We start from the raw sequence: 21,634 nt of genomic DNA, 5'->3' as shown, positions 1-21,634 counted from the left end.
TGCACGCTCGGGCTCCATTCGAACACGCTGAGTAACAGCACATGGGTGTACGAAACTTACTCACCGTGAAGGGTGAAGTACGCGGTCGGCGGCCGCGGAATCGTCCGGTCCTGTTGCCGACGGGGGCGCTGGGGACGCGGAAGCCCGGCGCGCACGGAGCGCGCCGGGCTTCACCGCACAGGGGACGGGCCGGGCCCGTTCGCCGTCACCCCACGGACGAGTAGGCCACCACTCCCCGCAGCAGTCCTTCGACCGCCTTGCGGGCGTTCTTCGCGACCGTGGAGCCCTCCACCGCCGGAGCCGCGGCCGAGATCTGGCCGAGGACGTCGATGACCTGCTTGCACCAGCGCACGAAGTCCCCCGCCGGCATCTCCACCTCGCGCAGCACCTCGTCGAGCCCCTTGCCGGACGCCCACATGTAGGCGGCCCAGGCGAAGCCGAGGTCGGGTTCGCGCTGGCCCACACCCTCGGTCTGGGTGATCCGGAAGTCCTCCTCCAGGCCGTCCAGCCGCCCCCAGATGCGGACCATCTCGCCGAGCGCGGTCTTCGCCCTGCCGGAGGGCACCTTGGGCACCGCCGCGTCGTCGCTGACCCGGGCCTCGTACACCAGCGCCGAGACACAGGCGGCGAGTTCGGCCGGGCCGAGCTGCTCCCAGACGCCCTCCCGCAGGCATTCGCTGGCCAACAGGTCGAGTTCGCCGTACAGCCGGGCGAGCCGCTTGCCGTGCTCGGTGACCTCGTCGCCGCGCAGGTAGTCCAGCTCGGTCAGCAGGGCGACGATGCGGTCGAAGGTGCGGGCGATGGTGTTCGTCCGGCCCTCGATGCGCCGCTCCAGCTGCTTGGTGTCCCGCCGCAGCCGGTGGTAGCGCTCGGCCCAGCGGGCGTGGTCCTCACGGTCGTCGCAGCCGTGGCAGGGGTGGGCCCGGATCGCCTTGCGCAGCCGGTCGATCTCCCGGTCGTCGGCCGCCTGGGAGCGCCGCTTGCGGTGCCGCTCCGGTTCGATGTGCCCGGCCTTGGTCCGCAGCGCGGAGGCCAGGTCGCGGCGGGACTGCGGCGAGCGCGCGTTGAACGACTTCGGGATGCGCATCCGCTCCAGCGCCTCGACGGGCGCCGGGAAGTCGATCGACGCCAGCCGTTTGACCTGCCGCTCCGCGGTCAGCACCAGGGGGCGGGGCCCGTCGTGGTACTCGACGCCGCGGTGGCCGCCCGCCCGGCCCGCGGGCAGGCCCGGGTCGAGGACCAGAGCCAGCCCGGCGTACTTGCCCGCGGGTACGTGGATGATGTCGCCGGGTTTGAGTTTCTCCAGGGCGACGGCCGCCTCCGTGCGCCGCTGCGCCGCGCCCTGGCGGGCCAGCTCCGTCTCCCGGTCCTTCAGGTCGCGGCGCAGCCGCGCATACTCCTCGAAGTCGCCGAGGTGGCAGGTCATGGAGTCCTGGTAGCCCTCGAGGCCCTCCTCGTTGCGCTGCACCTGCCGCGAGATACCGACCACCGAACGGTCCGCCTGGAACTGGGCGAACGACGTCTCCAGCAGCTCGCGCGAGCGGTGCCGGCCGAACTGCTCGACCAGGTTGACCGCCATGTTGTACGACGGCCTGAAGCTGGAGCGCAGCGGATAGGTGCGGGTGCCGGCCAGCCCCGCGAGGTGCTCGGGGTTCATGCCGCGCTGCCACAGCACGACCGCGTGGCCCTCGACATCGATGCCGCGCCGGCCGGCCCGGCCGGTCAGCTGGGTGTACTCGCCGGGGGTGATGTCGGCGTGCTGCTCGCCGTTCCACTTGACGAGCTTCTCCAGTACCACCGAGCGGGCGGGCATGTTGATGCCCAGGGCGAGGGTCTCGGTCGCGAAGACCGCCTTGACCAGGCCGCGGACGAACAGCTCCTCGACGACCTCCTTGAACGTCGGCAGCATGCCCGCGTGGTGGGCCGCGATGCCGCGCTCGAGGCCCTCCAGCCACTCGTAGTAGCCGAGGACGTGCAGGTCCTCGGTGGGGATGGAGGCGGTGCGCTCCTCGACGAGGGAGCGCACCTGCTCCCGCGCCCGGTCGTCGTTGAGCCGCAGCCCCGCGTACAGGCACTGCTGGACGGCGGCCTCGCAGGCGGCGCGGCTGAAGATGAAGGTGATGGCGGGCAGCAGGCCCTGGGCGTCGAGCCGCTCGATCACCTCGGGCCGGCCCGGTGTCCAGACCCGCGTGCGCTGTCTGCGCTCCCGCTCCCGGTCCGCCTCGCGCATGTTCCGGCCGCGGCGCCTCTCGCCCCACGACGGGCGGGTCGCCTCCATCCGGGCCATCCGCGTGAGGTCGGGGTTGACGGCCTTCTTCTGACCCTCGCCCTCCTCGAACAGGTCGTGGATCCGGCGCCCGGCGAGTACGTGCTGGAACAGCGGCACGGGCCGGTGCTCGGAGACGATGACCTCGGTGTGGCCGCGGACGGTGTCCAGCCAGTCGCCGAACTCCTCCGCGTTCGACACCGTCGCCGAGAGGGACACCAGGGTCACCGACTCGGGGAGGTGGATGATCACTTCCTCCCAGACGGCGCCCCGGAAACGGTCGGAGAGGTAGTGCACCTCGTCCATGACCACGTACCCGAGGCCGAGGAGCGTCTGCGAGCCCGCGTACAGCATGTTCCGCAGCACCTCGGTGGTCATCACGACCACGGGGGCACCGGAGTTGACGCTGTTGTCGCCGGTGAGCAGGCCGACCTTGTCGGCGCCGTAGCGACGGCACAGGTCGGCGTACTTCTGGTTCGACAGCGCCTTGATGGGCGTCGTGTAGAAGCACTTCTTGCCCTGCTGGAGGGCGAGGTGGACGGCGAACTCGCCGACGATCGTCTTGCCCGAGCCGGTGGGTGCGGCCACCAGCACGCCCTTCCCCGCCTCGAGCGCCTGGCAGGCCTCGATCTGGAAGGGGTCGAGGCCGAAGTCGTACATCTCGCGGAAGGAGGCGAGTGCGGTGGCCTGCTCGGCAGCGCGCCTGCGTGCTGCCGCGTACCGCTCGGCCGGGGAGAGGTCCTCTGTCATCGTGCTTTCGAGCGTACCGGGCCGCGCTGACAACAGGACGATCATTATCCGGATCCGGGAGCGGACGCGGCCCGTCAGGGGCCCACGACCCGCACCGCGCCGCGTACGCAGCTCGCGGTCAGCGGCAGGGGTCCGAGCGGTTCGCCGTCCGCGTACCCGGTGACCTCCTCCGCGGCCAGCTCCACCCGCGACGCCCGGAGGACGCTCACCTCGGGCCGGTCGACGTGCGTTCCGCGGTACACGGTGGGGAAGAGCCGCAGCAGCGTGGCCCGGCCGCAGCCGCCGACCACCGTGACGTCGAACAGGCCGTCGGTGAGGTCGGCACCCGGGCAGATCCGCATGCCGCCCCCGTACGAGGCCCCGTTGCCGACGGCGACCAGCGTCGCCTCGACCTCGCGGACGTCGCCGTCGTCGAGGGTGATCCGGTACGGGATCGGGCGCAGGGCCGCGAGTTCGGCGACCACGGCGAGGTCGTACGTGAAACGTCCCGCGGGCAGCCGCATCCGGTTGCCGCGGTCGTTGACGCGGGAGTCGAAGCCTGAGGCGAGGACGGTGGCGAACCAGCGGTCGCCGGCCCGCCCGAGGTCGATGTCGCGCACCCGTCCGCACTTGAGGGCGTCGGCGATCATCCGGCCGGCCGCGGCCGGTTCCCTCAGTGGCATGCCGAGCGAGCGGGCGAAGTCGTTGCCGGTGCCGACGGCGATCAGGCCGAGCGGGGTACCGGTACCGACGACGGCCTGCAGGGCCAGGTTCGCCATGCCGTCGCCGCCGACGGCGACCAGGGCCCCGGTGCCCTCCTCGACCGCACGGCGCGCGCGGGCGAGCGCGTCCGCGGCGTCCTCGCCGAGCACGGTCCGCACCGCGAAACCGGCCGCGCGCAACGCGGAAGCGGCCGGCCGCGCCGCTCGGGCGCCCCGGCCGCGACCCGCGGTGGGGTTGACGAAGAGGGTGATCTCGCTGGTCACCCTGTGACCCTACGAGCCTCCGCCCGGCCTTCAGGTCACGTCGTCATAACCGTTGACCCGGGCCGTGCCCGCCTGCTCGGGCAGGGCGCGCCCGGTCGGCACGGGTTCGGTCTCGCCGATGTCCTCGGGGGTGAGGTCCAGGTCGGAGGCCTCGTCGTCGGCGGGGCCCATGGCCTCCAGACGGCGCCTGCGGCGGTCGTTGAACAGGGAGATGCCGACGGCGGCGAAGTACAGGATCCAGATCGGTCCGGCGAGGGCGATCATGGTCAGCGGGTCGGTGCTCGGTGTGGCCAGGGCCGCGAACAGCGTGATGCCCATGATCATGCCGCGCCACCAGCCGAGCATGCGCTTGCCCGTCAGCGCCCCGGTGAAGTTGAGCATGATCAGCAGCAGCGGCAGCTCGAAGGAGAGCCCGAAGACGATCACCATGCGCGTGACGAGGTCGAGCAGGTCGTCCAGCGGCAGCAGGTTGTCGACGCCGAACGGCGTGAACTCGATGAGTACCTTCGCCGTCGTCGGCAGCACCCGGTAGGCGAAGTAGCCGCCGGCGAGGAAGAGCGGGAAGCCCGTCGCGACGAACGCGTAGGCGTACTTCTTCTCGTGCTTGTGCAGGCCGGGCGCGACGAACGACCACAGCTGGTACAGCCAGACCGGCGAGGCCAGGACGACACCGGCCATCAGGGAGACCTTCAGCGCCAGGGTGAACGGCGTGAGCAGACCGTTGATGGTGATCTGCGCGCAGGGATCCTCGTCGCGTGCCGAGGCGGCGAGTTCCTCGAAGGACTTCGCGCAGCCGACCGACTTGAGCACCGGGTCGGTGAAGAAGTTGATGATCTCGTTGTAGAAGAAGGCCGCGCCGACCGTCACCAGGACGATGGCCAGCAGCGCCTTGGCCAGCCGGTTGCGGAGCTCACGAAGGTGCTCCGCGAGGGGCATCCGCCCCTCGGGATCCCTCTCCTGCTTGCGGGCAGACTTGGGCAACCCACGTTCCCATCTCGTGCGGCGGGCCGGACTGCGTCCGGCCCTGCGTCAGCGCTTGGTCGTGTCCGTCGGCTCCGTGACCGGGCGGGAGCTGGTCACGTCACCGGGGGCGGCCTGGATGGTGCGCTGCGCCGGGGAGTCGTCGCCGGGGGCCGGCGGGTCGGCGGGGGCGGAGGACTTGTCCTTGTCCTCCTTCATCGCCTTGGCCTCGCTCTTGAGGATGCGGGCGGACTTGCCGAGCGACCGCGCCATGTCCGGAAGCTTCTTCGCGCCGAACAGCAGGATGATGACGACGAGGATGAGAATGATCTCGGGAGCTCCGAGCCTTCCGAACATTTCTTTACCTTCTCACCGAGGCTGCTGGGGGTGGGGGGTGCTGCCCTGTCCGACCGTTCGGACACGCGTCCGATGACCGCGTTGTCAGCGATCGTAACGCTCAGGGGTGAACGTAGGGCAATCCCCGTGCGTACTCCTGTCCGCGGTCCGGGCCTCGTTCTCCGGGCCGCGGTCAGCAGCGTACCCGCCCGGGTCGGCAACACGACAGGGCGTGCGGACCCGGGCAGCCGTCCCGGATCGGGTCAGAGCGCCTGTGCGGAGCGGGCCGCGCCGGCCGCCGCCCGCTCCAGGTCCTCGGCGGCCCGGCCGATACGGCTCGCCGAATCCGCGACCTGTCTGCCGAGCCGCTCCGCCTCGACGAAGACCCGTACGGCGAACACCCCGAGCACCACAAGCCCCAGGAACCCCACAGCAACCGCGAACATCGCCCAGAACATAGGGCGAGCCTAGACGGTCCCCGCCCGCTCGGAACGCCCGGCGCCCGGAGCCCGGCGCCCCGGAAGGGAACCGCGGGCCGCCGGGGCACGAGCCGGGCGGCCCCTACGCCGTCGAGTGCAGCCGCAGGGTGCTGACCCCGCCGCCGGTGAGGAGTTCGACGACCCGCTCCCCCGCCGGCTTACGGACCGCCGTCTCGCACGCGGGGCAGGTGAACGAGTAGAAGGTGGTGCGTCTGCTGGCCCCTATGACCAGGCGCAGCGCGCTCGCGCCCAGCTCGAAACGCCCCCTGCAGTCCGGGCAGCCCGCCCGGAACACGACCGGCGCCACGCCTCTCATCCCGGAGAACGCGGACGCCACCGTCATGCCCCGTGCTCCAGGGGCCGGTATTCCAGAGGTCGGTGCTCCGGGGATCGGTGCTCCAGGGGTCGCCGACTCGCTCACAGTCCTCGCTCCTGCCCGTCGTCCTGCCCGCCCCGGACCGCGCACACCGTGTGCGGCCCGCTCATCCGGCCGCCCCGGCGCCGTCGTACGCCGCCAGCGCCTCGCGGGCCGCCCGCCGGGCGCTGTCCGCGAGGTCGTCCGGTGCGACGATCCGGCCGTCCCGCCCGAGCCGCAGCGCCAGCCGCTTGAGCGACGCCGGGTCGGGTGTCCGCAAGGTGATACGCAGCCCGCCGTCCGGCAGCTCATCCGCGCTGTCGTGCGGGTAGTACTCGGCGACCCAGCGACCGCCCGGTCCGACCTCGGCCACGACCTCCGGATCCTCCGCCGCCGGCTGCATCAGCCCTTCCGACAGGTCCCGCAGTTCGACCTCGGGCGGCGCGGACGGCTCGTCGAGGATCCTGATCTCGGCGACCCGGTCGAGCCGGAACGTGCGGCGCGCCTCGGAGCGGCGGCACCAGGCCTCCACATAGGTGTGCCCGACGCTGACCAGGCGGATGGGGTCGATCTCTCGCTCGCTGAGCTCGTCGCGGGCGGGCGAGTAGTAGCGGATCCACAGTCTGCGGCGCTCGGCGATGGCCCGGTCGACGTCCGCGAAGACACCGCCCTCGGACTCGAAGGTCACCGACAGCCGGGCGCTGGCGCCCGCCGCCTCTCCGGCCGCGGCCTCCACCTTGGCGGTGGCCCGCAGCAGTGCCTGCCGGTCGCTCTCGCGCAGTCCGGGCAGGGTGGTCACGGCGCGCGCGGCGACCAGCAGCGCGGTGGCCTCGTCCGCGGCGAGACGGAGCGGTTCCGCGGCCTCCGCCCCGAGCGCGGCCGGGTTGTGCCACCAGATGCGCTCCCCGTCGGTGTCGATGTCCAGCAGGTCGCCGCCGCGGAAACTGGTGCCGCACATGGGCAGCACGTCGAGGTCCGAGACCAGCTCGTCCTCGGTGATGCCGAAGGCGCGCGCCACGTCCTCGATCCGGGCCCCGGGCCGCTCCCTCAGATAGGTGACCAGGGAGAGCATCCGCCGGGTCTGGTCGAGGGCGTTCACTGGCCTGACCGGTTTGCCTGCCACGTTCTTGTCCCGTCCCCCTCAGTCCTTGGCCACGGCGCGCAGCCGGTCCACCACGTCGGCCCGCAGCTCGGCGGGCTCCAGGACCACCACGTCCGCCCCGAACTCCACCAGCCAGGCGTCCAGGCCGTGCCCGTACGGAATCTCCAACTCTTCCCAGCCATTGCCGAGTTCCCGCACGGACGTGGCCTTCGCTCGAAGGGGGTACCCCGCGTCGGTGCGCAGCCGGATCCGCGCGGAGCGTTCCGCGCTCTCCCCCGCCCAGCTCGCCACCGTCTCGCGCACGGTGACGACGTCCGGTACCGGGACGGTGTACGGAGTGCCGCGCGAGCGCACCCTGCCGGTGATCCGGGACAGCCGGAAGACCCGCTCGGCGCCCCGGTCGCGGTCCCAGCCCGCCAGGTACCAGTGGCCGCGCCAGCACTCCAGCGCCCACGGCTCTACATGGCGCGGTTCGGGCTGCGCGGCATTGGCCTTGCGGTAGTCGAAGACGACGGAGCGGCGGTCGCGGCAGGCCAGCATCAGCGGTTCGAAGGCGGCCTCGTGCACCGGGATGCGCGGCTCGAGCGCGCTGTGGGCCCCGTACGGGTCGACGTCCTCGGGCAGTCCCGCCGCGCGCAGCTTCTGCAGAGCGCCGCTGGCCGCGCCGGCCAGTCTGGCCTGCTGCCACACCTTGGCCGCCAGGCCCAGGGCGGCGGCCTCCTCGGCGTCGAGGGTGATGGGCGGCAGGCGGTTGCTGTCCCGCCGGGCCAGATAGCCGACCTCGCCGTCGAGGTTCTCCACCGTCTCGATGACGAGTCCGAGTTCGCGCAGATCGTCCTTGTCGCGCTCGAACATCCGGTTGAACGCATCGTCCGAGGCCGCCTCGAGGTAGGCCTCGATGGACTCGCGCAGCTCACGCTTGCTCAGTGGCCGCCGCGTGCCCAGCAGGCACAGCGCCAGGTTCATCAGCCGCTCGGCCTTGGCAATGGCCATCGACGCCCTTCGCCTCCTCATGCTGCTCAGTCCGATGACCGTACCGCCCCGTGGTGGCGCGGCAAAAGCCGAGGGTCCATGCCCGGACAGGCATGGACCCCAGGTGATCGAGTCCGGTCGCAACCGCGACGCGACGTCGCACGGGCGGCCGATCGGCGATCGGGCGGGTGGTCAGACCCCGAGCAGGTCGACCACGAAGATCAGCGTCTCGCCGGGCTTGATCGCCGGGGTGGGGCTCTGGTCGCCGTAGGCCAGGTGCGCGGGGATGGTCAGCTGGCGACGGCCACCGACCTTCATGCCCTGCACGCCCTGGTCCCAGCCCTGGATGACCCGGCCGCCGCCCAGCGGGAAGCGGAACGGAGCACCGCGGTTCCAGCTGGCGTCGAACTCCTCACCCGTGCTGAAGGAGACACCGACGTAGTGGACGGTGACGGTCTGACCCGCCTGCGCCACCTCTCCGTCGCCCTCCCAGATGTCCTTGATCTCGAGGTCCGCCGGGGGCTCGCCGCCCGGGAAGTCGATCTCGGGCTTGTCGATGCTCACGTCTAACGCTCCTGCTTGTCTACGGAAAGGCGAACACGCACAGTCTTACATCACACGCGGTCACAACTTCGCGAGGATGTCGACCGAGAAGACCAGCGTGGAGTCCTTCTTGATGTCGCTGCCCTGCGGCGGCGTGTCGCCGTACCCCAGCTCCGGCGGAATGACGATGAGGACCCGGCTGCCGACCTTCTTGCCGGTCAGTCCCTGCGCCCATCCCTTGACGACCTGCTGGAGCGAGAACGAAGTCAGCTGCCCCCGCTCGTACGTCGAGTCGAACTCCTTGCCGCCGTCCCACAAAACACCCCTGTACTGCACGAGCACGCTGTTGTCGGCGCCGACCTCCTCGCCGTCGCCCTCGAGGATGTAGCTCGACACCAGCTTCGTCGGGGCCTTCGTGTCGGGCACCTCGATGGAGGGCGCCTTACCGTCCGTGTTCGTGCCGACCTTCGGCAGATCGACGTCGTCCTGAGCGACCTCGCTGCCCTCGGCGGAACTCTTCGCGTTGAACGTGTCCTGCACGTCCACCACGAACACCAGCGTGTCGGTACCCTTGATGCCCGCCTGCTCATTGCCCTGCGTGCCGTAGCCCCAGGTGGGCGGAACCGCCATCTGGACCCGGCTGCCGGCCTTCTTCCCCGTCAGCCCGTACCGCCAGCCGTCGATGATGCTGCCCTGCGCCAGCTGGATCGCCAGCGGGGCCTTGCGGTCGTAGGAGTTGTCGAACACCTTCGCGGTGCTCCACACCTGGCCCAGATAGTGGGCCACCACGAAGTCGTTCTCGGCGATGGCCTTGCCGCCGCCCGCGATGACGGTCTGCACCGCGAGGTCCTTGGAAGGGTCACCGCCGCCCTTGGCCACGGTGGGCTTCTCACCGAACTTCACGCCCTCGGTGATCGCCGGCAGCGGACCGTCGACGATCTTCGGCGGGGGCGCGCCCGACGCGTCGGGCGCGGACGGCGAGGCACTCTCGCTGGCCTTGCTCGAATCGGACCCGCCGTCGCCGCAGGCGGCGAGAGTGGCCAGTCCGGCGGGTACGGCAATGAGAAGTGAGCGTCGGCGCACGGTGGGGGCCTCGTAATCATCGATCTTGTCGGTGGCGTCCGCGCAACTCTACGGCGTGAGAAGGGCGCCGCACTGAGTAACGTACGGCGCCCGTGTGGCGTTCCGCGGTTCGGGAGACCCGCGGAACAACCCGTCTCACATACCGGCGATCAGCTTTTCCACCCGCTCGTCCACCGCACGGAAGGGGTCCTTGCACAACACCGTCCGCTGCGCCTGGTCGTTGAGCTTGAGGTGCACCCAGTCGACGGTGAAGTCCCGCCGCTGCTCCTGCGCCCGGCGGATGAAGTCGCCCCGCAGCCGCGCCCGGGTGGTCTGCGGCGGAACGGACTTGCCCTCGAAGATCTTCATGTCGTTGCAGATCCGGGCGGCCTGCCCCTTCTTCTCGAGCAGGTAGTACAGACCACGACGGCGGTGGATGTCGTGGTAGGCGAGGTCTATCTGCGCGACCCGCGGATGCGACATGGTCATGTTGTGCTTGGCCCGGTACCGCTCGAGCAGCTTGTACTTCATCACCCAGTCGATCTCGGTGCCGATACGGTCGAGGTCCTCGGCCTCGATCGCGTCCAGGGTGCGGCCCCACAGCTCGAGCACCTGCTCGACCGTGCCGGTGCGGATACCGCGGCGCTCGCAGAAGTCCAGCGCCTTCTCGTAGTACTCCCGCTGCACCTCGAGGGCGGAGGCCTCACGGCCGCTCGCCAGGCGGACCTTGCGGCGGCCCGTGATGTCGTGGCTCACCTCACGGATCGCCCGGATCGGGTTCTCCAGCGTGAGGTCACGCATCACCGTGCCCGCCTCGATCATGCGCAGCACCAGATCGGTGGCACCGACCTTGAGCAACATGGTCGTCTCGGACATGTTCGAGTCACCGACGATGACATGGAGCCGGCGGTACCGCTCGGCGTCCGCGTGCGGCTCGTCACGCGTGTTGATGATCGGCCGGGACCGGGTCGTCGCCGACGAGACGCCCTCCCAGATGTGCTCGGCCCGCTGGCTGACGCAGTACACCGCGCCACGCGGCGTCTGCAGCACCTTCCCGGCCCCGCACAGCAACTGGCGGGTCACCAGGAACGGGATGAGGATGTCCGCGAGCCGCGAGAACTCCCCGTGCCGGGCCACCAGATAGTTCTCATGGCACCCGTACGAGTTACCCGCCGAGTCGGTGTTGTTCTTGAACAGGTAGACGTCGCCCGCGATTCCCTCCTCGTGCAGGCGTCGTTCGGCATCCACCAGGAGCCCTTCGAGAATGCGCTCCCCGGCCTTGTCGTGGGTGACCAGCTCGGTCACGTTGTCACATTCGGGTGTGGCGTATTCCGGATGCGAACCCACGTCGAGATAGAGACGGGCGCCGTTGCGCAGAAAGACATTGCTGCTACGACCCCATGACACGACACGGCGGAAGAGGTACCGCGCCACCTCGTCAGGAGACAGACGGCGCTGTCCCCTGAACGTGCACGTGACGCCGTACTCGTTCTCCAGCCCGAAAATGCGGCGGTCCATGACTGAACATTACGCCCGATCCCCTGAACCCAAACGGGGTTCGACGGCACGGTTCGGATCATTTTCCGAACCGGCCGCAACCACGGTCCCGCCTGCGGGAACCGCCAATACCCTTCCGGTCGACATCAAAACCAGCAAAGCCGCGCCACCCGCGACAGCCGGGATCGCGAAACCCCACTGCGCGCCGCCCCCCTCGACCACCGGCCCGGCCAGGCCCGTTCCCACCGACGCGCCCACCGTGAACGTCGTCACCAGCCACGAGAACGCCTCCGTGACCGTGCCCGCCAGCGCGTGCCGGTCGATCAGCACGAACGCACACGCGATCGCCGGAGCCAGGAAGAGACCGGCGACCGCCGCCAGCAGGGTCATCGCCACCGGACCCGGCATCAGCGTGAGCGGCAGATAACACACCGCCAGGAGCGCCACCAGCACCTGCAGTCGCCGCGCCGGCTCCCCCGCCCACTGGCGCGCCCCGTAGGCCGTGCCGCCGACGAGCGCACCGAACCCCAGGCCCGCCATCAGCCAGCCGTACACGTGGTCACCGCCGTTCTCGTCCCCGTAGGACACCGCGGCCACGGTGATGGACCCCATCGCGATGCCGACGAACAGGAAGGCACCCAGCAGAGCCAGCAGCCCCGGCGAGCGCAGCGCGCCCAGCCAGTGCGCCTCGCGCGGCGCCGACCGCCACGCGCGCGAGGGCTTCGACACCACCACGGACAGGGCACCCAGCACCCCCAGCCCGTTCAGCACCAGCAGGGCGGCCTGCGGCGACCACAGCGACGCGCACACCGTGACGAGCAGCGGCCCGACGGTGAACATCACCTCCTGGGCCACCGCGTCCATCGCGTACGCCCGGTGCACGTGGTCCTCGCGGTGCAGCACCGACGACCACAGGGCCCGCAGCCCGCCCTCCAGCGGCGGTGTGAACAGCCCCGCGGCGGCCACCGCCCCGTACGCCGCCGCCCGCGGCTCGATCCCCACGAACGCGAAGACCGCCATCGCCAGCGCCGACAGCACCGCGGCCGGCAGCTGCACCCGCGGCTGCCCCCGCAGGTCCACCAGCCGCCCCAGCACCGGCTGCCCCACCGCGTTGGCCACGCCGTACACCGCCGCCAGGGCGCCGGCCAGACTGTACGAACCGCCCTCCGCGCGGACGAACAGCACGATCGCGATGGCCGCGGTCGCGTTGGGCAGCCGGCCCACCAGCGTGCCCACCAGAAGCCGGGTCGCGTACCGCACCCGGAGGATCTCCACGTATCCCGTGGCCATGCGGCATCCTCCACTCGTACGCCGGTTGTCTCTCGGAACCCCGACGTTGTACGTATAACCTCGGTCTCCATACGTACCATGTCCGCTGTTCACCAGTCCAGACGGAGTCCAGTCGAAGGAGCGGTCCCACGGTGGCCCGAGCCCAGACCCGCCCCACGAGCCGGGACGTCGCACGGGTCGCCGGCGTCTCCCAGGCCGCCGTCTCCCTCGTCATGGGCGACAAATGGCGCGGCCGGGTCTCGGAGACCACCGCACAGCGCGTACGCGAGGCGGCGCACACCCTCGGCTACCGCCCGAACCTGGCCGCCCGCAACCTGCGCCTCGGCCACACCCGCACCGTCCTCCTGGTCGTCCCCGCCCTCACCACCGAGTTCTTCGCCGGCGTCTACACCGGGGCCGCGCGCGTCGCCGCCCAGCACGGCTTCGGCGTCGTCCTCTACCCCTCCCCCGAGGGCATCGGCCCCGCCCGCAACCCCTTCGCCTCCGCGCAGGCCGCCCTCGACGGTGTCATCGCGTCCTCCATGGCCGCCGACGCCCTCACCGCCATCCGTGGCGACCAGCTCCCCCTGGTCATGCTCGACAGCGACCCCGCGAGCAACCCGGGCGCCGCGACCGTCAACCTCGACATCGCCGACGGCGTCCGGCAGATCACCCGCCATCTCCTGGACCTGGGCCACCGCGACTTCCTCCACCTGGCGGCCGACATCCCCTCCTGGACCTTCGACGTCCGTGCCCGCGAACTGGCCGCCCGCCTGACCGCCGCCCCCGGCACCACCCTGCGCACCGCCCGCTCACCCATCTCCATCCAGGGCGCCGTCACCGCCGCCCACACCGCCCTGGCCGCCCCCGGCCGGCCCACCGCCGTCGTCTGCGACGACGACCAGCTCGCGGCCGGCACCTACAAGGCGGCCCGCCGCCTCGGCCTGCGCGTCCCCGACGACCTCTCCGTCACCGGCCTCGACGACCTGGCCCTGGCCACGGCCCTCGACCCGGAGCTGACCACGGTCCGCCTCGACGCGGAACTCTTCGGCGAACGCGGAATGCAAGCCCTCCTCGCGGTCCTCGACCACCGCGCCCCCGAAGCCGGCGACATCCCCGTCCACCTGGTGACCCGGGGCTCGACGGCCCCGCCCGCCACGCGCCCCTGACGCACCAGGCCCGGCCCGCGGGTCGGGGCGGAGGTAACCGCGGTTTCTTTCCAGCCGGGGTCGGCGCGTGCGGCTGCAAGGCGGGGGAGGGAGCGCGTGCCCGACCCCGCGTCTCCGGCGTGATCCGCCGGACAGGCGAGGTGGGGGCGCCCGCCCGCACCTCGGACGCACACCCCCACCGGGCGGCACAGGCCCACCGGGCCGCACGGGCCCGCCACCTCACCCGAGCGAGCCGGGCATCGGCCGGTTCTACTCCTTGCCCTCCGGGGTGCCCTCGGACGGACCCCCGAACGCGCCTCCGGCCTCGTCCTCCGCCTCCACATCGGCCTCCGCCTCGGACGCCGTCTCCGCGCCGTCGGCCGCCAGCAGCCGCGCCAACTGCCGGCCGGTGATGCGCTTGAACTTCCGCTGCTGCGGCCGCGTACGGTCCAGCACGGCCACTTCCAGCCGCTCCGCGGGAATCTCCCGCTCACTGCCGTTCGTGTCCCGCGACAGCGACTGCACCGCCAGCGCCAGCGCCTCGGCCAGCGTCATGGCGTCCCGGTGCCGCTGGTCCAGATAGCCGCTGATCTGCTCCGCGTTGCCCCCCACCGCCACCGAGCCGTGCTCGTCGACGATGGAACCGTCGTGCGGCAGCCGATAGATCTGGTCGCCCTCCGGGGTCTCACCGACCTCGGCCACCACCAGCTCCACCTCGTACGGCTTCTCCGCCGAACTCGAGAAGATCGTGCCCAGCGTCTGCGCGTACACGTTGGCCAGGCCCCGGGCCGTCACGTCGTCCCGGTCGTAGGTGTAACCCCGCAGGTCGGCATAGCGCACGCCGCCGATCCGCAGATTCTCGTACTCGTTGTACTTACCGGCGGCCGCGAAGCCGATCCGGTCGTAGATCTCGCTGAACTTGTGCAGCGCGCGGGACGGGTTCTCACCGACGAACACGATGCCGTCGGCATACTGCAGCACGACCAGACTGCGGCCACGCGCGATGCCCTTGCGGGCGTACTCCGCCCGGTCGGCCATCGCCTGCTGGGGTGAGACATAGAACGGCGTCGACACGGGTCAACCGTCCCTTTCTGTCGAAGTCACTGGATGGAGGGCCGTCACCGACGAACCGCGCCTACAGCAGCGCGGCGCGCGGGCCGTCGGGCTGCTCCAGCCGCCGCTCCAGCACCGCCCGCGCGACCTCGGACGCCTCGTCCTCGGAGAGCCGGCGGAAGCCGTCCTCGGTGATCACCGTGACAATCGGGTAGATCCGCCGGGCGACATCGGGACCGCCGGTCGCCGAGTCGTCGTCCGCGGCGTCGTAGAGGGCCTGCACCACCAGAGTGGTCGCCTCGGCCTCGCTCAGATCACCCCGGAAGAGCTTCTTCATGGCACTGCGCGCGAAGACCGACCCGGAACCGGTGGCCGCGTACCCCTGCTCCTCCGAACGCCCGCCCGTGACGTCGTAGGAGAAGATCCGCCCCTTCCCCCGGTCCACGTCGTACCCCGCGAACAGCGGGACCACGGCCAGACCCTGCATGGCCATCGCCAGGTTGGACCGGATCATGGTCGACAGCCGGTTCGCCTTGCCCTCCAGGGACAGCTGCGCGCCCTCGACCTTCTCGAAGTGCTCCAGCTCCAGCTGGAACAGCTTCACCATCTCCACGGCGAGCCCCGCCGTGCCGGCGATGCCCACCGCCGAGTGCTCGTCCGCGGGGAACACCTTCTCGATGTCCCGCTGCGCGATGACGTTGCCCATGGTGGCCCGGCGGTCACCGGCTAGCACCACACCGCCGGGGAAGCTCACGGCCACGATCGTGGTGCCGTGCGGCGCCTCGATCACACCCTGGAGCGGCGGCAGTTGCCGCTTCCCCGGGAGCATCTCGGGCTGGTGCTCGGAGAGGAAGTCCATGAAGGACGACGAACCAGGCGTCAGGAAGGCAGCTGGTAGACGCCCGGTGCTACGAGTGTTGGCTTCCACGCGATTCCTTCCACGTAAGCAGCAGCCCGCCTTATGGCATCGGGCCGATCCTTGAACTGCCCCAGCGCGGCATTGCGGCTGAAGCACAGTACGCCACGGACCCTACCCGTCTCGTGGCAGTGATCCACATGTGCGGCCGGGGCGGACAGACATATGCGGCAGGCGCCCTCTTGCGAGGCGGTCGATCCGTCGCGCTCGGCTTCGGTGATGCCGTACTGGCGCTTCAGGTGCTCCTGCCGCCCCTGAACCGCCCTGCACGCCTTGCAGCGCGTCGAGAGACCGTCGGACGCGCTCGCATCGCGATGCCACTCGGCGTGAGGCTTGATCCCGCAGTACGTCCGGCAGAGCTTGTGTCCCGCTGGGACGTCCACCTTCTCCCGCACGGTCTTCCCCATGCACTCCCGGCGGCGCCGGGAGTGCGCGGCGCCGTACTTCGCCACGCACTCCCGGCAGTGCACCTGGAGGCCATCACGTCGATTCTTGTCACGCGCGAATACAGCCACGGGAAACTCACGCTTGCACTTCCTGCGCCGCTTCACGTCCGACTCACCAGCCACCCTTCCCCCCGACACCTTTGATTCAAAGGAGAGGCGACCGAGTAGGCCTTTACTGCCCGCCTTTTTGCACGAAGCTTCGCACGAAATCCTCTGCGTTGGCCTCGAGCACATCATCGATTTCGTCGAGGACGTCGTCCACGTCGTCGCTCAGCTTCTCCTGGCGCTCCTTGAGGTCCTCGGATGCCTGCGCCTCGGGCGCCTCCTCGACCTCCTCGGTGGAGCGCGTCGCCTTCTGCTGTCCGCCGCCGGTGTCCTTGGTCGCCATAAACCCTCACCCCGCTCGGTTCGACGTTCTCGATCAGACCCTACAAGCAGGGTCTGACTTCGGCCCCGCAGTTCCTCCAACGTACGGCGGCCACCTCGATGATTCCCTGCCGCCGGACTTTCCACCCCGGCCGGCCGGTTCCTCCCGGTGCCTCGATCGTGTTTCAGTTCCCGGAGAGCACCCTGACCAGGTCTTCCGCCGTGCGGCAGCGGTCCAGGAGCTCCTTGACGTGATTACGCGTTCCGCGAAGCGGTTCCAGGGTTGGGACCCGCTGGAGCGAGTCCCGGCCCGGCAGGTCGAAGATCACCGAGTCCCAGGAGGCCGCCGCGACGTCGTCCGCGTACTGCTCCAGGCAGCGTCCGCGGAAGTAGGCGCGGGTGTCCTCCGGCGGCTTCGTCCGGGCCCTCTCGACCTCGGTCTCGTCCAGCAGCCGCTTCATGCGGCCGCGGGCGACGAGGCGGTTGTAGAGCCCCTTGTCGGGGCGTACGTCGGCGTACTGGAGGTCGACGAGGTGCAGCCGGGCGGCGTCCCAGTCCAGGCTGTCCCTGCGCCGGTAGCCCTCCATGACTTCCCGCTTGGCGACCCAGTCCAGCTCGCCGGCCAGGCTCATGGGGTCGTTCTCCAGGCGGTTGAGGGTGTCCTCCCAGCGGGTCAGGACGTCCTTGGTCTGGTCGTCGGCGTCGGCTCCGTACCGTTCCTCGACGTACTTGCGGGCGAGTTCGTAGTACTCCATCTGGAGCTGGACGGCGGTGAGTGTGCGGCCGCTGCGGAGCGTGATCAACCGCTTGAGGGTGGGGTCGTGGGAGACGTGGTGCAGTGTCCGTACGGGCTGGTCGACCGCGAGGTCCACGGCGATGAAGCCGTCCTCGATCATCGACAGGACGAGCGCGGTGGTGCCGAGCTTCAGGTAGGTCGAGATCTCGGACAGGTTCGCGTCGCCGATGATCACATGGAGCCGGCGGTGCTTCTCGGCGTCGGCGTGCGGTTCGTCGCGGGTGTTGATGATGGGCCGCTTCAGTGTGGTCTCGAGACCGACCTCGACCTCGAAGTAGTCCGCGCGCTGGCTGAGCTGGAAGCCGTGTTCGCGGCCGTCCTGGCCGATGCCGACGCGCCCTGCGCCGGTGAAGACCTGGCGCGAGACGAAGAACGGGGTGAGGTGGCGGACGATGTCCGAAAAGGGCGTCTCCCGCTTCATCAGGTAGTTCTCGTGGGTGCCGTAGGAGGCGCCCTTGTTGTCGGTGTTGTTCTTGTACAGGTGGATGGGCTGGGCGCCCGGGAGCGCGGCGGCCCGTTCGGCGGCCTCGGCCATGATCCGCTCGCCGGCCTTGTCCCAGAGGACGGCGTCGCGGGGGTTGGTGACCTCGGGGGCGCTGTATTCGGGGTGTGCGTGGTCCACGTAGAGCCGCGCGCCATTGGTGAGGATCACGTTGGCCAGGCCGATGTCCTCGTCGGTGAGCTGAGTGGAGTCGGCGGCCTCGCGGGCGAGGTCGAAGCCTCGTGCGTCCCGCAGCGGGTTCTCCTCCTCGAAGTCCCAGCGGGCTCGGCGGGCCCGGTGCATCGCCGCCGCGTAGGCGTTCACGATCTGGGACGAGGTGAGCATGGCATTGGCGTTGGGGTGGCCGGGGACGGAGATCCCGTACTCCGTCTCGATGCCCATTACTCGCCGTACGGTCATGCGGCCCTCCTTGCCCGGCGGCGTCCCCGGTCGGGGGCGCCGCTCAAGTACCGCCGGCGCTCCGGTGCGTGTGCGGTGCCCGTCCCCGCACTGTGCGACTCGGCGGTAGTGAAGAGCCTAGAACGCCTTTGCGCTGGTGGGGAGATCATTTGCGTCATTGCTGTGTTCCGGTGGTGGCTGCAGAAAACAGTCGGCTGCGGGTACCCACCGAGGGCACCCGCAGCCGCCCTGTTTTTTACAGGTACTGACCGGTGTTTGCCACCGTGTCGATGGAGCGTCCTGTGTCCGAGCCCTGCTTTCCGGTGATGAGGGTGCGGATGTACACGATCCGCTCGCCCTTCTTGCCGGAGATCCGGGCCCAGTCGTCGGGGTTGGTGGTGTTGGGCAGGTCCTCGTTCTCCTTGAACTCGTCCACGCAGGCCTGGAGCAGGTGGGAGACGCGGAGGCCCTTCTGGCTCTTCTCGAGGAAGTCCTTGATCGCCATCTTCTTGGCGCGGCCGACGATGTTCTCGATCATGGCGCCGGAATTGAAGTCCTTGAAGTAGAGGACTTCCTTGTCCCCGTTGGCGTAGGTGACTTCCAGGAAGCGGTTTTCCTCGGTTTCGGCGTACATGTGTTCCACGGCGGTCTGGATCATGCTCTGGACCGTGATGTCCCGGTCGCTGCCGTGCTCGGCGAGGTCGTCGCCGTGCAGTGGGAGGCGCTGGGTGAGGTACTTGCCGAAGATGTCCTTGGCCGCCTCGGCGTCCGGACGTTCGATCTTGATCTTCACGTCGAGCCGGCCGGGTCGCAGGATGGCGGGGTCGATCATGTCCTCACGGTTGGAGGCACCGATCACGACCACGTTCTGCAGGCCCTCCACGCCGTCGATCTCGGCGAGGAGCTGCGGGACGATCGTGTTCTCCACGTCGGAGCTGACGCCGGAGCCGCGGGTGCGGAAGAGGGATTCCATCTCGTCGAAGAAGACGATGACGGGGGTGCCCTCGCTGGCCTTCTCGCGGGCCCGCTGGAAGACGAGGCGGATCTGCCGCTCGGTCTCGCCGACGTACTTGTTGAGGAGCTCGGGACCCTTGATGTTGAGGAAGAAGCTCTTGCCGGCGGCCACTCCGGTCACTTCGGCGACCTTCTTGGCCAGCGAGTTGGCCACGGCCTTGGCGATGAGCGTCTTGCCGCATCCCGGGGGCCCGTAGAGCAGGACACCCTTGGGCGGACGCAGTTCGTGTTCCTTGAACAGGTCCGGGTAGAGGTAGGGCAGCTCGACGGCGTCGCGGATGGCTTCGATCTGGTTGCCGAGGCCGCCGATCTGCTCGTAGCCGATGTCGGGGACTTCCTCGAGGACGAGCTCCTCGACCTCGCTCTTGGGGACGACCTCGTAGACGTACCCGGAGCGGGGTTCGAGCAGGAGTGCGTCGCCGGGGCGGATGGTGATGCCCAGCAGCGGCTCGGCGAGCCGGACCACGCGTTCCTCGTCGGTGTGGCCGAGGACGAGTGCTCGTTCGCCGTCCTCGAGGATCTCCTTGAGGGTGACGATGTCGCCGACGCGCTCGAACTCCATGGCCTCGACCACGTTGAGCGCTTCGTTGAGCATCACTTCCTGGCCGCGCCGGAGCTCGTCGAGGTCGACGCCGGGGCTCACGTTCACCCGGAGCTTTCTCCCGCCGGTGAAGATGTCGGCGGTGCCGTCCTCGTTCGCCATGAGGAAAACCCCGAAACCGGCCGGGGGCTGTGCGAGCCGGTCGACCTCCTCCTTGAGGGCCACGATCTGGTCGCGGGCCTCGCGGAGTGTGCCGGCGAGTCGTTCGTTCTGGGCGGACACGCCGGCCAGGTTGGTCTGCAGCTCGACGATCCGCTCTTCGAGAATCCTCGTGTGTCGCGGAGAGTCGGCGAGCTTGCGGCGCAGGACGGCGATCTCCTGCTCAAGGTAGGCAATCTGCCCGGCCGGGTCCTCGGACCCGCGTCCCGGGCGGATGCCGCGGTTCATGTCGTCGTCGTGGGCTGCCACGGTCCTCACCTCCTCCAAGGGGAGCTGGACGCTTCCAGACCCTACCTGGGCGGGTGTCGATTGAAACCCCTAGATCACAAAGACGGTCGGGGTGTGTCCGATCTTCACCCTTGCGCTCTCCCTCACGCCAGGGGAATACCCACCGAGGATGACGGGAACCCCGGCAAAGGTAGGGTCGATGTGTTCAACACCCGTCGGAGCTGGCCGGATTCCCGTTCGGTCCGACGTGTGGGACCGGGACGCGGGGAGACGGCAGGAGAGATGAGCGTGCAGCAGGAGGCCGGGGTCGAGGGCGAGGACCTGGAGGTCTGGATCGACCAGGACCTGTGTACCGGCGACGGCATCTGCGCGCAGTACGCGCCGGAGGTGTTCGAGCTGGACATCGACGGGCTGGCGTACGTGAAGGGTTCGGGCGACGAGTTGTTGCAGGCCGCGGGGGCGACGACGCGCGTGCCGCTGCCGGTTCTCACGGATGTGGTCGATTCCGCGAGGGAGTGCCCGGGCGAGTGCATCCACGTGCGTCGGGTGGCGGACGGCGTGGAGGTGTACGGCCCGGACGCCGGGTGACCGGTTCGGCACCGTTCGTCACCCCTTGTCCGTACCCCTGTCCGTTTCCTCGCACGCTCTCCGATGCTCCGGAGCGCGCACGGGCGTGCGCCCCGGGTTCCGCGCGGTGTCCGCGTCCGGTTCAGACGCTCCGGGCGCCGGAGGGCTCGGACTGGACGAACACCCCGTCGTCCCAGTGCCACTTCACGCTCGTGCGCACGTCGGGGCAGCAACGGGGCACGTCGGTGGACGAGTAGCCGAGAAGTGCCGCGGTGATGTCGCCGTCGCGCACGGCGAAGTCGTCGACGTTGGTGCGGTCCTTGGGGTCGACGAGGGTGGCCACGACGCGGGGCGTGCCGGCTCCGGCGGCCCGGGTCAGCACGTACATGCCGTCGGGCGGGGTACCCATGGGGGCGTCGCAGTGGACGGCCGCCACCGTCTCGGGCCGGCCGTCGCCGTCCAGGTCACCGGCCGCGTGCTTCTTGACCACCACGTCCACCGGACCGCACTCGAGCGGGAACTCGACGGCCGCCGGGTCGGGCGGTGCTGTGTGCGCGGGGGCGCTCTTCGTCTCCGGGGCGGGCGTCTGGGCCGCCGTCGCGGCTCCGGGCTGCATCAGGGAGGAGAGCGCCACCACACCTGCGACGGCCGTGGCGGTGGCGACCCAGTGGATCGGGCGGGTGTGCGTGTGCGCGAGCTCCGGGACGGCGGATGACTGCACGAGGAGTGTCTCCTGTGAGAGCTGTGCCGGTGGGATGGCCAGCATCGTGCCACACGTCACAGTGCGGGGGAACGGCGGGGTGTGCGGTGGTGATGCCGGGTCCCGTCCGGTTTCGTCGCGCCAAGGTACCGTCGCGTCAACACGGGAGCGCCGCGGCGCAGTTCCCGGTGCGGAGGGGGAACT

At 70.2% G+C, this 21,634-nt stretch carries 21 protein-coding genes; 2 read left to right on the top strand and 19 right to left on the bottom strand.

Annotated elements, in window-relative coordinates:
* Positions 1–205: 205 nt before the first annotated feature.
* The 12 genes from ACFWVE_RS27340 to ACFWVE_RS27285 form a co-directional block, all read right to left on the bottom strand.
* Positions 206–3,061: a DEAD/DEAH box helicase gene (locus ACFWVE_RS27340; protein ID WP_384019219.1), complete on the bottom strand. Its 2,856-nt coding sequence runs from the start codon at positions 3,059–3,061 to the stop codon at positions 206–208.
* 29 nt (positions 3,062–3,090) lie between these two features.
* Positions 3,091–3,981, bottom strand: coding sequence for a diacylglycerol kinase (locus ACFWVE_RS27335; protein ID WP_384019216.1), 891 nt, complete (start codon positions 3,979–3,981; stop codon positions 3,091–3,093).
* A 30-nt stretch (positions 3,982–4,011) separates the two neighbouring features.
* Positions 4,012–4,962, bottom strand: a complete 951-nt coding sequence (gene tatC, locus ACFWVE_RS27330) for a twin-arginine translocase subunit TatC (protein ID WP_384019214.1) — start codon at positions 4,960–4,962, stop codon at positions 4,012–4,014.
* A 48-nt stretch (positions 4,963–5,010) separates the two neighbouring features.
* Entirely contained in the window at positions 5,011–5,298 is a 288-nt protein-coding gene (gene tatA, locus ACFWVE_RS27325) for a Sec-independent protein translocase subunit TatA (RefSeq protein ID WP_042168478.1), read from the bottom strand.
* 242 nt (positions 5,299–5,540) lie between these two features.
* On the bottom strand, positions 5,541–5,735 hold the full coding sequence (locus ACFWVE_RS27320) for a hypothetical protein (protein WP_042168480.1): 195 nt from the start codon (positions 5,733–5,735) through the stop codon (positions 5,541–5,543).
* Between the two features lie 103 nt (positions 5,736–5,838).
* Complete coding sequence (locus tag ACFWVE_RS27315) at positions 5,839–6,099, bottom strand: hypothetical protein (RefSeq protein WP_384019210.1); 261 nt, start codon at positions 6,097–6,099, stop codon at positions 5,839–5,841.
* 139 nt (positions 6,100–6,238) lie between these two features.
* The gene (locus tag ACFWVE_RS27310) at positions 6,239–7,234 is read right to left on the bottom strand and encodes a helix-turn-helix transcriptional regulator (protein ID WP_384019207.1); all 996 of its coding nucleotides are present in this window, start codon (positions 7,232–7,234) and stop codon (positions 6,239–6,241) included.
* Positions 7,235–7,252: 18 nt separating this feature from the next.
* The gene (locus ACFWVE_RS27305; RefSeq protein ID WP_384019204.1) at positions 7,253–8,206 is read right to left on the bottom strand and encodes a helix-turn-helix transcriptional regulator; all 954 of its coding nucleotides are present in this window, start codon (positions 8,204–8,206) and stop codon (positions 7,253–7,255) included.
* Between the two features lie 171 nt (positions 8,207–8,377).
* The gene (locus tag ACFWVE_RS27300) at positions 8,378–8,749 is read right to left on the bottom strand and encodes an FKBP-type peptidyl-prolyl cis-trans isomerase (protein WP_257849908.1); all 372 of its coding nucleotides are present in this window, start codon (positions 8,747–8,749) and stop codon (positions 8,378–8,380) included.
* 60 nt (positions 8,750–8,809) lie between these two features.
* Positions 8,810–9,811, bottom strand: a complete 1,002-nt coding sequence (locus ACFWVE_RS27295) for an FKBP-type peptidyl-prolyl cis-trans isomerase (protein WP_384019201.1) — start codon at positions 9,809–9,811, stop codon at positions 8,810–8,812.
* A 135-nt stretch (positions 9,812–9,946) separates the two neighbouring features.
* On the bottom strand, positions 9,947–11,308 hold the full coding sequence (pafA, locus tag ACFWVE_RS27290) for a Pup--protein ligase (RefSeq protein ID WP_384019198.1): 1,362 nt from the start codon (positions 11,306–11,308) through the stop codon (positions 9,947–9,949).
* A gap of 9 nt (positions 11,309–11,317) precedes the next feature.
* On the bottom strand, positions 11,318–12,577 hold the full coding sequence (locus tag ACFWVE_RS27285; RefSeq protein WP_384019196.1) for an MFS transporter: 1,260 nt from the start codon (positions 12,575–12,577) through the stop codon (positions 11,318–11,320).
* Between the two features lie 131 nt (positions 12,578–12,708).
* Here ACFWVE_RS27285 and ACFWVE_RS27280 point away from each other — a divergent pair, with 131 nt between their 5' ends.
* Entirely contained in the window at positions 12,709–13,725 is a 1,017-nt protein-coding gene (locus ACFWVE_RS27280; RefSeq protein WP_384019193.1) for a LacI family DNA-binding transcriptional regulator, read from the top strand.
* A 249-nt stretch (positions 13,726–13,974) separates the two neighbouring features.
* Here ACFWVE_RS27280 and prcA read toward each other — a convergent pair whose 3' ends face one another.
* From prcA to arc, 6 genes are all read right to left on the bottom strand, one after another.
* A complete protein-coding gene (gene prcA / locus ACFWVE_RS27275) occupies positions 13,975–14,778 on the bottom strand; it encodes a proteasome subunit alpha (protein WP_384019190.1) in 804 nt (267 codons plus the stop codon).
* Positions 14,779–14,839: 61 nt separating this feature from the next.
* Complete coding sequence (gene prcB / locus ACFWVE_RS27270) at positions 14,840–15,685, bottom strand: proteasome subunit beta (RefSeq protein WP_384019187.1); 846 nt, start codon at positions 15,683–15,685, stop codon at positions 14,840–14,842.
* Complete coding sequence (locus ACFWVE_RS27265) at positions 15,637–16,125, bottom strand: endonuclease VII domain-containing protein (protein ID WP_384019184.1); 489 nt, start codon at positions 16,123–16,125, stop codon at positions 15,637–15,639. Before ACFWVE_RS27265 ends, prcB begins: the two co-directional genes overlap by 49 nt.
* Before the next feature lie 166 nt (positions 16,126–16,291).
* Positions 16,292–16,507: a ubiquitin-like protein Pup gene (locus tag ACFWVE_RS27260; protein ID WP_042168504.1), complete on the bottom strand. Its 216-nt coding sequence runs from the start codon at positions 16,505–16,507 to the stop codon at positions 16,292–16,294.
* 163 nt (positions 16,508–16,670) lie between these two features.
* Positions 16,671–18,182 carry a depupylase/deamidase Dop gene (gene dop, locus ACFWVE_RS27255; protein WP_384019181.1) on the bottom strand — a complete coding sequence of 504 codons (1,512 nt, stop codon included), beginning with the start codon at positions 18,180–18,182 and terminating at the stop codon, positions 16,671–16,673.
* Positions 18,183–18,417: 235 nt separating this feature from the next.
* Complete coding sequence (gene arc, locus ACFWVE_RS27250) at positions 18,418–20,184, bottom strand: proteasome ATPase (RefSeq protein WP_384019178.1); 1,767 nt, start codon at positions 20,182–20,184, stop codon at positions 18,418–18,420.
* A gap of 261 nt (positions 20,185–20,445) precedes the next feature.
* Between arc and ACFWVE_RS27245 the strand changes: the two genes are divergently transcribed.
* Entirely contained in the window at positions 20,446–20,751 is a 306-nt protein-coding gene (locus tag ACFWVE_RS27245; protein ID WP_384019174.1) for a ferredoxin, read from the top strand.
* A 121-nt stretch (positions 20,752–20,872) separates the two neighbouring features.
* Here ACFWVE_RS27245 and ACFWVE_RS27240 read toward each other — a convergent pair whose 3' ends face one another.
* Positions 20,873–21,451 carry a hypothetical protein gene (locus tag ACFWVE_RS27240; RefSeq protein WP_384019171.1) on the bottom strand — a complete coding sequence of 193 codons (579 nt, stop codon included), beginning with the start codon at positions 21,449–21,451 and terminating at the stop codon, positions 20,873–20,875.
* Positions 21,452–21,634 lie beyond the last annotated feature (183 nt).

This window comes from Streptomyces sp. NPDC058632, assembly GCF_042717095.1.
Lineage (GTDB): Bacteria > Actinomycetota > Actinomycetes > Streptomycetales > Streptomycetaceae > Streptomyces.
Note: the sequence above shows the minus strand (reverse complement) of the source record. Positions and strands in the feature narration are given on the sequence as shown.

What these genes read in the sequence shown, in the direction of transcription:
- ACFWVE_RS27340 (WP_384019219.1), bottom strand. Translation starts at nt 3,061, where the DNA reads ATGATCGTCCTGTTGTCAGCGCGGCCCGGTACGCTCGAAAGCACGATG.
- tatA (WP_042168478.1), bottom strand. Translation starts at nt 5,298, where the DNA reads ATGTTCGGAAGGCTCGGAGCTCCCGAGATCATTCTCATCCTCGTCGTC.
- ACFWVE_RS27320 (WP_042168480.1), bottom strand. Translation starts at nt 5,735, where the DNA reads ATGTTCTGGGCGATGTTCGCGGTTGCTGTGGGGTTCCTGGGGCTTGTG.
- ACFWVE_RS27315 (WP_384019210.1), bottom strand. Translation starts at nt 6,099, where the DNA reads ATGACGGTGGCGTCCGCGTTCTCCGGGATGAGAGGCGTGGCGCCGGTC.
- ACFWVE_RS27305 (WP_384019204.1), bottom strand. Translation starts at nt 8,206, where the DNA reads ATGGCCATTGCCAAGGCCGAGCGGCTGATGAACCTGGCGCTGTGCCTG.
- pafA (WP_384019198.1), bottom strand. Translation starts at nt 11,308, where the DNA reads ATGGACCGCCGCATTTTCGGGCTGGAGAACGAGTACGGCGTCACGTGC.
- ACFWVE_RS27285 (WP_384019196.1), bottom strand. Translation starts at nt 12,577, where the DNA reads ATGGCCACGGGATACGTGGAGATCCTCCGGGTGCGGTACGCGACCCGG.
- ACFWVE_RS27260 (WP_042168504.1), bottom strand. Translation starts at nt 16,507, where the DNA reads ATGGCGACCAAGGACACCGGCGGCGGACAGCAGAAGGCGACGCGCTCC.
- dop (WP_384019181.1), bottom strand. Translation starts at nt 18,182, where the DNA reads ATGACCGTACGGCGAGTAATGGGCATCGAGACGGAGTACGGGATCTCC.
- ACFWVE_RS27245 (WP_384019174.1), top strand. Translation starts at nt 20,446, where the DNA reads ATGAGCGTGCAGCAGGAGGCCGGGGTCGAGGGCGAGGACCTGGAGGTC.